Source organism: Pseudomonas jessenii, from assembly GCF_002236115.1.
In the GTDB taxonomy this organism is placed as follows: domain Bacteria; phylum Pseudomonadota; class Gammaproteobacteria; order Pseudomonadales; family Pseudomonadaceae; genus Aquipseudomonas; species Aquipseudomonas jessenii.
Map to the genome: position 1 here is coordinate 153,068 of NZ_NIWT01000006.1, position 14,488 is coordinate 167,555.

The following is a 14,488-nucleotide window of genomic DNA, read 5'->3' on the forward strand; positions in this document are numbered from 1 at the left end:
GATTGAGCTAACGAAAAAGCCGCCCCTCGGGGCGGCTTTTTTGTGTTCGCTGATATCAAGTGGAAGTAGTGTCTTGTTTTCTCCAGCGCTCTATCACTGTGGTGAACGCAACCTCTTGCCAGTGGGTGTTCCACTCGGTGAAGACATTTACACTTGCAGATTTAGGCTCCGGACGTGGTTTCTCCAAGCGAACGAGGCTTGGCATAAGTACTGCGTCGCCAACGATTAAAGCTTCACCTTGAGCCAGGCTCGGAAGAAGGTCTACTAATCCATTTGCGCTGTCGGGGAGTAATGCTTTGATATAGCCTTGGTCTATAGTATTGGTGAGTCTTAGGGATATAAAGTTGCTGCACTGAGAGAATATTGTATCTGAAACCTCTGAAGGTCGCTGACTAACAACCATTAAACTTAACCCGTATTTGCGCCCTTCCTTAGCTATTCTCTCAATAGATTTCTTTGACGCTTTGAAGTCAGAGTTGTTGGATCGAGGTATGTAATTGTGAGCTTCTTCGCAAACAATCATGAACGGGACGTTGTTTGTTTCATTTACTTTATGTTTTAATTTTGAATAATGAAAGGCAAAGTCAAATACGAGTCTTGAAATCAGGCTTACCGTTATACTTAGCACTTCGAATGGGACGCCACTTAAGTCCACAATCGTGACGTTTGATTTATCTAAGTAACCAAGAAATTGCTTAAGAATTTCTTCGAAGTCTTTTGTTTCGTATTCATCTCCGCTAGGTTTTGTTGGTTTGAGCAGAAACTCTAGTCTCTTGTCATTAAGCTTTGTCTCCAATCTTGAAACGAATCTATCAAACTCCCCATTGAATCCGCCGTCTTTAGAAACTTTTTCTCCTATTGTGGGGTGTTTGGAGTTTCCAGAGGACTGCTCAAAGGAAATTTCATTCCAAAGGCAGTCCTCACAGTACTCTTGCTTCGTTGTGTTAAGTGTGGCGAGATAAGTTTTTCCATCTTTTTCGAATGTCGTAAGGTTGTTCTTGTTGTTTATATAGTTAAATACTTCTGTGATGCTGAAGTAAACTGGGGTGTCGTAGGTTATAGAGTTGAGGTTGGTGTTGTATTTTTCTTTGTTTAGTATTACTGCTTTCTTGAATTGCGAAATTTGATTGTGGGCCCCTTGTTCACTGCCTTCTATGAATAGTGATTCAAGTTCTTCCGAGTTCATTAGCCAGTATGGCAGTTTGAGGCCGTCGACATTTAATGAGTTAAGGTTGAATTTTTGAGATTCATGCATTGTGAAGGCTGATGCATACTCGGAATGCATGTCAAATATAATTATGTGCGAGTTTTTTTGAGCTTCACAATTTTCATTGATGTCGTTATCAATGCCTACTGCATTATGAAGTATTCTCGCTACAGTGCATGATTTTCCGGATCCTGTTGAGCCTACAATACCGATATGTTTCCCAAAAAATTTGTCGCCATCAACATGGAAGTCGATAGATTTGTTATTTGAAAGAGATCCTACTTTATAGTTGTAATTTCCGACTTTTGAAAAGATTATGTCAAGATCGGCTGTGTCAAAAATATGGACTTTTTCTGTAGGAACCGGCAGAACCTGAACACCACGACTGAACACATATTTTTCATTGTCATCTTTCATAAGTGCGCCAGACGGAGAGGCCTCAATTATGAACTTCCATTCTGGTTTTCCATCCTTTTCAAGTTGTTGGCCGCTTATGTTTTTGATTGAGGCGATCGCAAAGTTATGGTTGCCATCTTCAATCTTTAAGAATTTCCCTACCTGAAGATCTGCTTTGAATTTTTCAAAATCTTCCAATCCATTTATTTCGATAACAATGGATGTTGGAGAGCTGGATACGACGTGGCCTAAGTTACTCATAGGTTTCCCTCAGATACATGACATATTCAAGTTCGTTGAAATTGTTTGCGCCTACTAAATGTACGTTAGTATCGCTCGTATCGACATTAGTTGGTATTGCATTGCAAATAAAGAAAAACTCATCGCTCTTTTTGTGAGCTAGTACATTTGGATAGTCAGTTAGAGCGAGTAGCCTCACGTGAAACTCTCTTTCCTCAATTCTGTTACTTGATTTTTTAAGTAGTGGCTCTTTGTAAAATTCTTCAGGTATGAAGTTGTTTCCAATTAGTCCTGTATTTGATTTTATGCCTTTTTTGTACAGTCGAAACGCCAAGTCTTCGATGGTTCCTCGATTGCAGTCTATTGCGAATAAAGGCGTTTTTATATGCGATGGTTTGCAATGGTATATTGAAATGAAATTACTAATGAATGTGACAATGTTGTTTGAGAAGTCGTTGATGCTGTTTTGTTCGAAGTAAAAGTATCGACTCTGTGAGTTCGTATTTAAATTTGACTTAAGCTGTTTGCGCATCGATTGAAGTATTTCTTTTTTGTTTTTTAGTGCTAGTGTCCACTTGGTGATTACAGTGTTGGTTACGCCTGAAAGAAACTTTTCAATTTCTAGTTTTGTTGTTTTTCTATGTGCTTCGTCTGTGAGGCTTGATTTTTTTGCTATTTGACTGATGGCGTTTGGGTAAAGAATGCATGAGGTGTCCGAGGACTTGATTTTTAGTAAGTCTAGCTTTTCTTTAGCTATGTCTTCAATTGTATCTAAAGATGGTCCGAATTCTAAATCAACCAACTTTGCAAATGTCGATGAGCAGAATGGTTGTGAAATTCGTTGTACAATTTTTAAGTAATTAACATCTTGAGTTGATAGGGCAGCATCAATTTCGGTTTGTGTGATTTTTCTGACCGAGCCCGCTTCGCTAGGAACATGTATAAATATTTTATATTTTATTTTTGTCGTGGGGGATTTTGAATATGCTTCTGCCATCTGAAGTAAAGGCTTGTAAATTAGACTGGTTGTAAAACTAGAGGCGGACTCGTGATACTTGCACTGTATAGCTGTTACCTCTCCAGTATTAGATGTGATGTCTATATCTTCGATCACGCCTTCAATTGTTATTTCTTTGTCTGGCTCAGAGTCTAATATTTCAATTAATGTTTTGTTGAATTGATAAAGGAAACCTTTAATGGTGCTATCAGCGACACGAGTCATTTATAAACTCTCTTTTGTCAGAGGGATGCAGTTTATTCTTAAAAAAATTTGCAGAGAGCCGAGCGCTGCCAGGAGCGCTCGGACGAGCGAAGGAGTGGGCATTAATGTGGTTAAACTAGTGATATGTGCAAGGTTTTCCATATCCATGGTTTTCATGACGTACCTCTTCCAGAGGGGCTTCTTGTGCGCGTTTAAGCAGGGAGCGCAAAGTGCAGCATGCTCTACTGTCGCTGTGCCATCATCTTCGAACTATCTGCTGAAAAAAACTACCCGTCATGACGGCTTTTTTGTGCGCGTCGTTTCAGGTCTTCAGGTGTAAGACAAACGCCCCGGCCAGCACCAGCACAACCCCCAGCACCTGCACCTTCGCCAACCGTTCCTTGAAAAACACATACCCCAGTATCGCCGCAATCCCGCCTGATAACGTGCTGATCACCGTCACCACCGAAACCGAGCCTGCCACCGCACCCCAGGCAAATGATGAAAACCCACCGAGGTTCATCAGGCTTGCACCCGTCAGTGTCAGGCAGTTTTTCAGCGGCGGGATTTTCAGGCCGTCGTCGATCCGCACCACGATCACCACCAGCACAATCAGCCCAACCAGATACGCGAGCCAGAGCATCGTCACCGGTCCAAGTATCGGCAGTACAAAACGACCTTGCAGCCAGAAACTGATGCCGTAGAACACTGCCGCCAGCAGCGCGTAGGCAATGGAACTGCTGTTCTGAGTGGTGTGTGGGATTTTCGGGTCGGAATGAATGCTGGAGAGGATCACGCCAATGACGCACAGCGCGATACACAGCAATTGGAGCAGATTGATCTGCTCACCGCCGGCCCAGGACAGCAACGTGGTCACCACGCCGTAAGAGGTCACCAGCGGCGCCACGATAGAGGCTTTACCCAGGGCGAAGGCCTTGGACAAGGCCAGCGCGCCGGACACGGTCAGCACAGCGGCAGCGACGCCGATCAACCAGACATCAAGCGGTGCTGACATCGACCGGAGAATGAACACGGGGAAGGCGATCAGCAGCAGGCTCATGATGGAAAAGCCCAGTGCCTGACCGAAATAAACGGCGCGCTTGACGCCCACCGCACGGGCGTTCAAGCCCACCAGAAAATCCGTGCCGCCCCAAAGCAAGGCGGCCAACAACCCCATCAGTACGTCCACGCGATGTCCTTATCGTTATGCGCCGCACACGCTACAAGTCTTCAAGCTCCTGCGTGTCCCAGCGTTGGGCCTTGATGGCCCGGTAGAGCATGTTGATGGTCAACGGCACCTTCTCGCCGCGCCCCTTGGCTTTACGCTTGAGAAACACATCGTAGCCGTCGGGCTGGAAGTAGCGATAGCTGTCGAAATCCACGAAATCGATGGCGAAGTGGTCTTCCAGGCATTCGATCAAGTGCCGGGCATCGGCACCGTTGCAACCAAGGTCGAAATTGATCGAGGTGGCAAGGCTGATGGTTTTGCGTTCGGGCAGGCCTATTTCTTCGTGCAGCAGCTGCATGAGTTGCTGCATGGAGTGGTCGTCGGGGAAGTTGGGGGCGAGGTTCATTGGGGGAGATCCGGTTGGGCCTGAACGGATCTTATTGATCGTTGGACTTGAGAGGAAGGGCCGGCTGAGTTGATGGCTCCTGCGCAGTGCGTAGGAGCGATCTTCATTCAGCGTCAGGCGGGAGCTTTCCAGTTGAGCATGCGTTGCTGGGCAACCTTGAGCAGGTCGCAGCCGTCCTGGGTCAGTAGGTAGAGGGCGTGGGTGATGTGTGGAATATCTTCGAGGTCGCCGTGTTTGAAGCATTGGCAGTGCAGGGTTTGCAGCAGGTCGCTGGAGGCCCGGATGCGCTGGAGGGCGGCTTCTAGGATGTCTTGCGGGTTGGCCTCTGTGTCGATGATCAGGGGCGGGGAATCGGTGAGGTTGGTTTGGAGTGAGCGGTATCGATTTGGAAACGGATTCAGAGTTTGCATGTGAATTACTCGGTTTGTTGTTAAGTAACCGCCAGCACCGTGACCAAACGATGGGGGGCGGACTGTGCGCAGGCTTGGTCAACCGAGAACAACAACTCGGCTCGCCCGAAGGCGTCCCGCACACAGCCGCCATAGCAATGCACTACGAGAACATAGATGTCCGCGGCGCGAATGATGGCACACATGTGTGCGTTGTTCTCAGGTGACCAAACCTGATCGCTGATTTTGCAGCGATGGGGAGACAGTAAAATTTCGTTGTTAGATGCGATAGGCGACAAGGTGTCTTCTTTTGTAGGACTGGGCCGAAGCTTTGATAGGGCGTTGCTGACGGACTTATCGCCTGCGCAATTTTTCGCGTTTGATTGCCATCAAGCGTTTGGCTTCTTCATCTGGAATGCTGGGACGGAGATCATCGAGGCCGGCTTTTACTTGGGCTTTGAACCATGCGTCGTAGGCTGCTTGTTCGAGCGGTTCTTGGGTATCGGGTATTTTGTTTTTCATCAGGCTCACCGCGTTATCGTTCATCGCGAGCAAGCTCGCTCCCACAGGAGGTTGTGGTGGGGCTTCAGTCGGTGAATTTCGGCAAGCGCTGCCGGGCGATGTCGAGCAGGTCGTTGCCGTCCTGGGTCAGCAGGTACAGGGCGCCGACGATCTTGGGGATGTCGCTCGCTTCGGCCTGTTTGAAACACGTGCAATAAAGGGTTTCGAGCAGGTCGCTGGCGGCGCGTATGCGTTGTCGGGCGGCGTCGAGGATCTCGTAGGGGTCGGCCTCGGTATCGATGACCAGCACTGGGGTTTCGCTGTAGCGGCTCTTGAGCGGGTGATAGCGGGCTGTCGGCGTGTCGGCTTTTTTCATCGAGTGGGTCCTGTGCGAAATCGGCAAGTGTTCCCGGCAGGCCGAGACACTGTTTTCAGCCGCGCCGGAAACTATAGGAGGACCTGGCGTTGCAGGACAAGATGGCTGAAATGGACAGGCGTTGTAGGGTATTTATCGTGTTCCGAGGAAAAGGCTTACACATTTTCGGAGGTTTGTGCGCCGTAGCCGCTGCCGGTAAAAATGCCTACGGGCTTATCAGTCGCTGTTTAGCAAGTATCGGCAGAGAGGGCTTTGGACGCTGTCGGGTGTTTCGAGTTTTGCGGTGGGTGTGCTGGCCTCTTCGCGAGCAGGCTCGCGAAAGCGATCTCAAGCCCTTCCAGCCATCCGCTGTATCATCCGGTATCGTTTTTGCCCCCGACCTTTTCTCGACTCGCTGCGATCGCCGGCTAGGCTTTTGACTCCGCAGCAGTCAACGGAGTGACAGCTTATGCACAACACCCTGGAACAGGTTTTCGGTTATCCACAATTTCGACCCGGTCAGGAGGCGGCCGTCAGTGCCGTGCTGGCCGGGCGCTCGGCGGCAGCGATTTTCCCCACCGGTTCCGGCAAATCCCTTTGCTACCAATTACCGGCGTTGTTGCTGCCGCACCTGACACTGGTGGTCTCACCCTTGCTGGCGTTGATGCAGGATCAACTGGCGTTCCTGCAACGCCACGGCATCTCGGCGGGCAGTATCGATTCGGCTCAGAGCCGCGATGACGCCAGCGACGTCATGGCCCGGGCAAAATCCGGCGAACTGAAGATTTTGATGATCTCCGTGGAGCGCCTGAAGAACGAGCGCTTCCGGCATTTTTTGCAGCAAGTACCGATCTCGCTGCTGGTGGTGGACGAGGCGCACTGCATTTCCGAATGGGGGCATAACTTTCGCCCGGACTACCTCAAGCTTCCCGACTATCAACGCCAGTTCAACATCCCGCAGGTGTTGCTGTTGACCGCAACGGCGACGCCCAAGGTCATCGCTGACATGCAGGCGAAATTCGCCATCGCCGCCGACGATGTGGTGACCACCGGTTTCTATCGCCCGAACCTCAATTTGCTGGTGGAGCCGGTTCGCGGAGCGGACAAGCGCCGACGCCTGGTCGAATGGATGAGCCAGCGTCCGGACCAGCCGAGCATCGTCTATGTCACTTTGCAGAAAACCGCTGAGCACATCGCCGAACACCTGAACCGCAACGGCATTCAGGCCGAGGCTTATCACGCCGGGTTGCCCCATGAGCAACGGGAAGCGATCCAGCGTCGCTTCATGGGCGGGCAGTCCAATTGCATCGTCGCCACCATCGCTTTCGGCATGGGCATCGACAAAAGCGACATCCGCAACGTGGTGCATTTCGACCTGCCCAAATCCATCGAAAACTACAGCCAGGAAATCGGCCGCGCCGGGCGTGACGGGCAGTCGTCGGACTGCCTGGTGTTGGCCAACCGCGACAGCCTCAACGTGCTGGAGAACTTCGTCTACGGCGACACACCCGAGCTGGATGGCATCCGTTGCGTGCTTGACGAGATGCATGCCGCCGCCACCGAAGGGCAGTGGGAGTTTCTGCTGGGGCCGTTGGCAGACCAGAGCAATATTCGCCAGTTGCCGCTCAAGACCTTGCTGGTGCAACTCGAATTGCGCGGGTTGATCGCCCCGCGCTACGCGTACTACGCCGAGTACCGGTTCAAGTATGTGCAGGAGCCCGAGGTGCTATTGGCGCGTTTCGAAGGCGAGCGCAGGGATTTTGTCGCTGCGATCATCCAGACCTCCAGCCGCGCCCGGACCTGGGCCACGGTGAATTTCGAGGCGCTGTACGAGCAGCATCAGGCCGAGCGCAGTCGGGTAGTCAAGGCGCTGGATTACTTCCAGGAAAAAGGCTGGGTGGAGCTCGAAAGCAAGCAGATGACCGAGGTCTACAGCGTGCTGCAAAGCGGGTTCGACAACGTCGCGTTGAGCGAGGAACTGCACGGCTATTTCACTCGGCATGAGCGCACCGAGGTCGCACGGATTCACGCGATGCTGGACTTGTTCGCCACCGACCGTTGCCTGGGTAATCGCCTGGCCGAGTATTTCGGCGACCACAATGCCCCGCAGCAATGCGGACATTGTTCGGTGTGTCATGGGCAAGTGGCGCGGCTACCGGCACCACCGGAGTTGCCGGCGCTTGTGGATAAGAATTTCGAGGCGCTGTGTGGCGGTTTTATCCACAGGCATGAGCAGCACACGGGCAACGTGCCCTCGGCTGAACGCGTAACACGGTTTCTGTGCGGGATCAGCGTGCCGTTGTTCACCAAGCTCAAGGCGCGGTCGATTCCCGGGTTTGCGGCGCTGGAAGATTATCCGTATGCCGGGGTGCGCAGTTGGGCAGAGCAACATCTTGCCGGCTGAACCAAAACCCTGTGGGAGCGAGCTTGCTCGCGATGAGGCTGGCACATTCAACATTGATGGCGACTGACACACCGCCATCGCGAGCAAGCTCGCTCCCACAGGGAACTCAGTGCCTGGCAGGGCTACATCCATCCGCTGAATGTTGCTCATCACAGGAATAAATTTCAAAAAAAGCCGGTGGCTGACTATGGTGGTGGCTGTCTTCGGATCGCCAACAAGAGAACAAAACATGAGCCAGACACCGTCGAATATTCAGCGCGCCGCCGTCATCGGCGCGGGCACCATGGGCCGTGGCATTGTCATGTGCCTGGCCAACGCCGGGGTGGCCGTACAGTGGGTCGACAACAATCCGCAAATGCTGGAGCAAGCGCTGGTCACCGTGGCGGACACCTATGCCCACAGCGTGCGTCAGGGCCGCATTGATCAGGGCGACGCCGATGCCCGTGTCGCGCGCGTTACGGCGGCGGATGGTTATGTGGCCATCCGCGACGTCGACCTGGTCATCGAAGCGGTGTACGAAAACCTTGAGCTCAAGCAGAAAATTTTCCGCGAGCTCGATGGCCTGCTCAAACCTGAGGCGATTCTGGCCAGCAATACTTCGGCGCTGGACATCGATGCCATCGCCGCGGTCACACGCCGGCCGCAGCAAGTGCTGGGCCTGCACTTCTTCAGCCCGGCGCATATCATGAAACTGCTGGAAATCGTCCGTGGCGCGCAGACTGCACCGGCGGTGCTCGACGCGGCACTGGCGCTCGGCCAACGCATGGGCAAGGTCAGTGTGGTGTCGGGCAATTGCGACGGTTTCATCGGCAACCGCATGCTCAATACCTATGTGCTCGAAGCGCGAAAAATGCTGCTCGAAGGCGCTTATCCCTACCAGGTGGACGCAGCGCTGCAAGCCTTCGGTTTTGCCATGGGGCCGTTCCGCATGTTCGACGTGGTGGGCGTCGACCTGCAATGGCGCGCCCGGCAACTGTCGGGTGTCGGGCAGGACGCGCCAGAGGTTCAGGTGGATAACCGACTGTGCGAGATGGGGCGCTTTGGTCAGAAGAGTGGTAATGGCTATTACCACTATGAGCCGGGCAGTCGCCAGGCCGAACATGATCCGCAGGTGGATGCGCTGGTGCTGGAAGTCAGCAAAAGGTTGGGGTTCCACCGTCGCGAGATTGGCCCGGAGGAGATTCTCGAGCGCTGCTTGCTGGCACTGGTCAACGAAGGCGCGAAGATCCTTCAGGAAGGCATCGCCGGGTCGGCTCACGATATCGATCTGGTCTACCTCAACGGATACGGTTTCCCGGCGGACAAGGGCGGGCCGATGGCCTGGGCGGATCAGCAAGGGTTGGCGGACATTCACCGGCGCTTGATCGACCTTGAGACGCGTCAGGGTGATCACTGGAATCCGGCGCGGGTGATTGGGGAGCTGGCGGCGGCTGGTAAAGGCTTCGCTGACAAGTGATTGATGCGGCGCCTGCAAGGGCGCCTTCGCGAGCAAGCCCGCTCCCACATTTGATCTTCGGTGAACACAGATTTTGTGTACAACCGATATCCAATGTGGGAGCGGGCTTGCTCGCGAAGAACGATAACGCGGTTTTCGCCTTAGACTGGCGAACCCACTCCAGGAATCAACGCTGATGCCTCAACGCACCGACTACCCCCACTTCCAGCCCATCACCACCCGCTGGCACGACAACGACGCTTACGGTCACGTCAACAACGTTACCTACTACAGCTTCTTCGATACGGCGGTGAACACTTACCTGATCGAAGTCGGCGGCCTGGATATCCATGACGGTGAGGTGGTGGGGTTCGTGGTGAGCTCCTCCTGTGATTACTTTGCTTCCATTGCTTTCCCGGACCGCATCGAGATCGGTCTGCGGGTGGGCAAGTTGGGCAACAGCTCGGTGCAATACGAACTGGCCGTGTTCAAGCAAGGGGAAGACGAGGCCTGCGCGGCGGGGCGCTTCGTGCATGTGTTTGTCGATCGTGCGTCGAATCAACCTGTGGCGATTCCTGCAGGGTTGCGCGGGGCGCTGGAGCGTCTGGTGGTTCAGTAAGGCAAAAAAAATCGCAGCCCTTGGGCTGCGATTTTTGTTGTACTTACCAGCGAGGCGCTCGAGGCCTTAGTCGCGGTAGTACTTGTGGTGCTTCTTGCGATGGCCATAGGCATGACCACGGCCCGGATGGCCGTCACGGTAGTAACGACGATCACCATGACCGCGATACGAACGACGATCGTCGTCGTCATCATGATCGTACTCTTTGCCCATGTAGTTACCCAGCGCGCCACCGGCACCGCCGCCTGCTGCGGCGCCGATCAGGCTACCGGTGGTGCCGCCCATGCTGCGGCCGACCACGTTACCGCCTGCTGCGCCCAACGCACCGCCAAGGGCGGCTTCGCCACGGCTGTGTTTGTTTGCGCCGACGGCGCTACCACCCGCGCCACCCAGGGCCGCGCCGATGGTGGAACCTGTGCTGCCGCCTAACGACTGACCGACGACCGAGCCTAGAACCCCGCCCAATGCGCCGCCTACACCGGCTTCGGTGGTGCCGCCAGCAGATGCGATACCGCTGACCAGGCCAAGGGACAACAAGAGAATCGAGGAGAACTTCATGGAGGAACCTCAAGGGGATGACGGCGCGATCCTGAGGCTCTGGAATGGGCGTGACAATCGAAATCCGACGAATAACACGACTTGTATACAATATTGCAAGTTACTGTTTTTTGGACGGAACTTAACGTTTTTTTGCCGGTCTTTTACTACTTCGCAAAGGCCGTTTTCATGAGGAAACGGCCTTTTTTGTGGGCGATTGGAAAGTGCTGGATCCGGATTTTTTGGTCATTGGTCTGGCCTCATCGCGAGCAAGCTCGCTCCCACAGGGATTTCAGTCGAACGCAGATTATGTGAACAGCAGAAAAAAACTGTGGGAGCGAGCTTGCTCGCGATGGGGCCAGTTCAGACAACGTGTTACGCCGACCTGGCCATGATCAACCCGGTCTCACTCGCCGCTTCCAACCGGATCGCCACGAATTTCGACGTCGGCGTATGGCTGTCATCGCCGGTGCTTTCCAGCGGCACCAACGGGTTCACTTCCGGATAGTAGGCCGCCGCTTGCCCGGCCGGGATATCAAACGCCAGCAGCGTGAAACCTTTTACCCGACGTTCAACGCCATCGTCCCAGAGCGAAACGATGTCCGCCTTTTGCCCCGGCTTGAAGCCCAGGCGAATGAGGTCGGCTTCGTTGACGAACAACACATCCCGCTGACCCTTCACACCGCGATAACGGTCGTTGAGGCCATAGATAGTGGTGTTGTACTGATCGTGGGAACGCATCGATTGCATGATCAGGTCCGGCAGTACTCCGGTGGCGCGGGTGCGTTCGTGCACCAGGTCTTTGGGCAGCGCGTTCGAGCGGAAATTGGCCCGGCCCGAAGCGGTGTTCCACTTGCGTGCGCCGGCACTGTTGCCCAGGTAGAAACCGCCAGGGTTCTTGATCTTCTCGTTGAAGTCCTTGAAGCCGGGAATGGTCTCGGCGATCAGATCGCGGATGCGGCTGTAGTCGGCCACCAGCCAGTTCCAGTCCACCGGGTGGCTGCCCAGGGTCGCGGCGGCGATGCCGGCCAGGATCGCTGGTTCCGAGCGCATCTGGTTCGACAGCGCCTGCAGCTGGCCATTGGAGGCGTGGACCATGCTGAACGAGTCTTCGACGGTTATCGCTTGCGGGCCTTGGGTCTGGATATCGATGTCGGTGCGGCCCAGGCACGGCAGGATCAGCGCGTCCTTGCCGTGGGTCAAATGGCTGCGGTTGAGCTTGGTGCTGATCTGCACGGTCAGGTCGCAGTTTTGCAGGGCCTGGAACGTGCGCGGGCTGTCCGGCGTGGCCTGGGCGAAGTTGCCGCCCAGGCCGATGAAGACTTTAGCCCGGCCTTCAGCCATCGCATGAATCGCTTCGACCACGTTGTGGCCGTTGTCGCGTGGCACCTTGAACTGGAAGCGACGCTCCAGGGCATCGAGGAACGCGACAGGAGGGCGTTCGTTGATGCCCATGGTCCGGTCACCCTGCACGTTGCTGTGGCCACGCACCGGGCACAGGCCTGCACCCGGCCGGCCGATGTTGCCGCGCAGCAGCATCAGGTTGGCGATTTCCTGGATGGTCGCCACCGAATGACGATGCTGGGTGATGCCCATGGCCCAGCACATGATGACGTTCTTGCCCTTGACGTACATGCGCGCCGCTTGCTCGATTTCTACCAGGCTCAGGCCGGACTGCTCGACGATCTGCTCCCACGGGGTGTCGTCGATGACGGCCAGGTAATCCAGCACGTTGACGCTGTGCTCGTTGAGGAAGTCGTGGTCGAACACCGCCGGGTCGCCGGTTTTCTGCGCGTCGCGCTCCCACAGCAGGAGGAATTTCGCCATGCCGCGCATGATCGCCATGTCGCCGCCCAGGGCCGGGCGGAAGAACGCGGTGTTGGTCGGCTCGGAGCCGTTTATCAGCATTTCGATCGGGTGCTGTGGATGCTGGAAGCGCTCCAGGCCCCGCTCCTTGAGCGGGTTGATGCACACCACTTGAGCGCCGCGTTTCACCGCTTCGCGCAGTGGTTCGAGCATCCGTGGGTGGTTGGTGCCGGGGTTCTGACCCCAGACGAAAATTGCATCGGCGTGTTCGAAGTCGTCGAAGGTCACGGTGCCTTTGCCGACCCCGACGCTTTGCGACAACGCGACACCGCTGGCCTCGTGGCACATGTTCGAGCAGTCGGGGAAGTTGTTGGTGCCGTAGGCGCGCACGAACAGCTGATAGAGGTACGCCGCTTCGTTACTGGCCCGGCCCGAGGTGTAGAACTCGGCCTGATCGGGGCTCGACAGGCCGTTCAGATGCCTGGCGATCAGGGCGAATGCGTCGTCCCAACTGATCGGCTTGTAGCGATCAGTCTCGGCGTCGTAGCTCATCGGCTCGGTCAGGCGGCCCTGGTATTCGAGCCAATAGTCACTTTGTTCCAGCAGAGAAGTGACGCTGTGTTTGGCGAAGAATTTGGCATCGACACGGCGTTTGGTCGCTTCCCAGTTCACCGCCTTGGCGCCGTTCTCGCAGAACATCACCATGCCCTTTTCCGGAGAATCGCCCCAGGCGCAACCCGGGCAGTCGAAGCCACCGTTCTGGTTGGTCTTGAGCATGATGCGCAGGTTCTTCAGCGCGTTGTCGCTGGTCAACCAGGCCTGGGCCACGCTGATCAGTGCCCCCCAGCCGCCGGCCGGGCCTTTGTAGGGCTTGAAGCGAGGGACGGGTTTCTGGTCGGCTTGACGGTGTTGACTCACGCTTGATTCTCCAACGTTGGGCTGTAGACCCGCGGCGCATTCTTCTGTGGCAGATGGATGAGATTGAGGTTGTGGCGACGGGCCCATTGCACGGCAAGGCCCGTGGGCGACGACAGGCTGACCAGGGTCTGGATGCCGGCGCGCAATACTTTCTGGATCAATTCGAGGCTGCAGCGGCTGGTGACAATCGCCAGCCCGCCAGCGGTGGGGATTTTCTGGCGGATCAATCCGCCGATCAGTTTGTCGAGGGCGTTGTGCCGGCCGATGTCTTCGCGGCCCAGCAACAACTCACCTTTGTTGTTCATGAACACTGCGGCATGCACCGCACCGCAATGCTGGCCCAGCGGCTGGAAGGCACCGATGCGTTCGCGCAGGCCATCAAGCCATTCGACCGGCGGCAACGGGGTGCCGGGCAATACCTGAAGGTCCGGCAACGCCTGCTCGACCGCTTCCACGCCGCATAACCCGCATCCGCTGGTACCGGCCAGTTGTCGGCGCTGCTGCTTGAGGTTCCAGAACGCGCGGTTGGCGATGGTCACTTGCGCGTATTGCGCTGACCCCGAGCCGCTGAGTTGCAGGTCGTAGATGTCCGTGGCGTCCTGGATGATGCCGCTGCCCAGGCTGAAGCCGACGATGAAATCTTCCAGGTCCGTGGGCGTGACCAGCATGACCGCCTGGCTGATGCCGTTGAAGGCAATCGCCAGCGCGACTTCCTCTGCCAGCGCGGTGCTGGCCGATTCGGAGTATTCGAGATTGCTATAGCTGTACGTCTGGCTTGCGGCGGGCGCGGGCGTTTCGAGGGCAGGCGCCGCGCATGCAGGGCGCTTGGTGTTCATGGCATCACCGACGGTTTGATCAGCTTTAAGACTAGGCGCGGCAACTTGTCGCGTCTAATCGCTAATACTG

Annotated in this window: 13 protein-coding genes; 3 read left to right on the forward strand and 10 right to left on the reverse strand. The window is 55.2% G+C overall.

What is annotated here, in order from left to right; translation table 11 throughout:
- Positions 1 to 55 precede the first annotated feature (55 nt).
- The 7 genes from PSJE_RS20810 to PSJE_RS20840 form a co-directional block, all read right to left on the reverse strand.
- A complete protein-coding gene (locus PSJE_RS20810) occupies positions 56 to 1,864 on the reverse strand; it encodes an ATP-binding protein (protein ID WP_090452524.1) in 1,809 nt (602 codons plus the stop codon).
- On the reverse strand, positions 1,857 to 3,065 hold the full coding sequence (locus PSJE_RS20815; protein WP_090452526.1) for a hypothetical protein: 1,209 nt from the start codon (positions 3,063 to 3,065) through the stop codon (positions 1,857 to 1,859). Before PSJE_RS20815 ends, PSJE_RS20810 begins: the two co-directional genes overlap by 8 nt.
- Before the next feature lie 301 nt (positions 3,066 to 3,366).
- Positions 3,367 to 4,221 (reverse strand): DMT family transporter, encoded by an 855-nt coding sequence (locus PSJE_RS20820; protein WP_090457723.1) that lies wholly within the window; start codon positions 4,219 to 4,221, stop codon positions 3,367 to 3,369.
- Between the two features lie 43 nt (positions 4,222 to 4,264).
- Entirely contained in the window at positions 4,265 to 4,618 is a 354-nt protein-coding gene (locus tag PSJE_RS20825) for a DUF1493 family protein (protein WP_090452528.1), read from the reverse strand.
- A 113-nt stretch (positions 4,619 to 4,731) separates the two neighbouring features.
- Positions 4,732 to 5,028, reverse strand: coding sequence for a hypothetical protein (locus PSJE_RS20830; RefSeq protein WP_090452530.1), 297 nt, complete (start codon positions 5,026 to 5,028; stop codon positions 4,732 to 4,734).
- 333 nt (positions 5,029 to 5,361) lie between these two features.
- Positions 5,362 to 5,553 (reverse strand): antitoxin PaaA2 family protein, encoded by a 192-nt coding sequence (locus PSJE_RS20835; protein ID WP_223508473.1) that lies wholly within the window; start codon positions 5,551 to 5,553, stop codon positions 5,362 to 5,364.
- Positions 5,554 to 5,593: 40 nt separating this feature from the next.
- Complete coding sequence (locus PSJE_RS20840; protein WP_057712457.1) at positions 5,594 to 5,884, reverse strand: hypothetical protein; 291 nt, start codon at positions 5,882 to 5,884, stop codon at positions 5,594 to 5,596.
- Between the two features lie 448 nt (positions 5,885 to 6,332).
- Between PSJE_RS20840 and PSJE_RS20845 the strand changes: the two genes are divergently transcribed.
- From PSJE_RS20845 to PSJE_RS20860, 3 genes are all read left to right on the forward strand, one after another.
- Entirely contained in the window at positions 6,333 to 8,267 is a 1,935-nt protein-coding gene (locus PSJE_RS20845) for a RecQ family ATP-dependent DNA helicase (protein ID WP_090452533.1), read from the forward strand.
- A 229-nt stretch (positions 8,268 to 8,496) separates the two neighbouring features.
- Positions 8,497 to 9,723 (forward strand): 3-hydroxyacyl-CoA dehydrogenase, encoded by a 1,227-nt coding sequence (locus PSJE_RS20855; protein WP_090452537.1) that lies wholly within the window; start codon positions 8,497 to 8,499, stop codon positions 9,721 to 9,723.
- A gap of 175 nt (positions 9,724 to 9,898) precedes the next feature.
- Positions 9,899 to 10,321, forward strand: coding sequence for an acyl-CoA thioesterase (locus PSJE_RS20860; RefSeq protein WP_007972849.1), 423 nt, complete (start codon positions 9,899 to 9,901; stop codon positions 10,319 to 10,321).
- Positions 10,322 to 10,387: 66 nt separating this feature from the next.
- On the opposite strand, the gene PSJE_RS20865 is transcribed toward PSJE_RS20860, so the two are convergent.
- The 3 genes from PSJE_RS20865 to fdhD form a co-directional block, all read right to left on the reverse strand.
- Positions 10,388 to 10,879, reverse strand: a complete 492-nt coding sequence (locus PSJE_RS20865) for a glycine zipper domain-containing protein (protein ID WP_057712453.1) — start codon at positions 10,877 to 10,879, stop codon at positions 10,388 to 10,390.
- Between the two features lie 354 nt (positions 10,880 to 11,233).
- Positions 11,234 to 13,582, reverse strand: coding sequence for an FdhF/YdeP family oxidoreductase (locus PSJE_RS20870; protein WP_090452539.1), 2,349 nt, complete (start codon positions 13,580 to 13,582; stop codon positions 11,234 to 11,236).
- The gene (gene fdhD / locus PSJE_RS20875) at positions 13,579 to 14,418 is read right to left on the reverse strand and encodes a formate dehydrogenase accessory sulfurtransferase FdhD (protein ID WP_090452541.1); all 840 of its coding nucleotides are present in this window, start codon (positions 14,416 to 14,418) and stop codon (positions 13,579 to 13,581) included. Before fdhD ends, PSJE_RS20870 begins: the two co-directional genes overlap by 4 nt.
- Positions 14,419 to 14,488 lie beyond the last annotated feature (70 nt).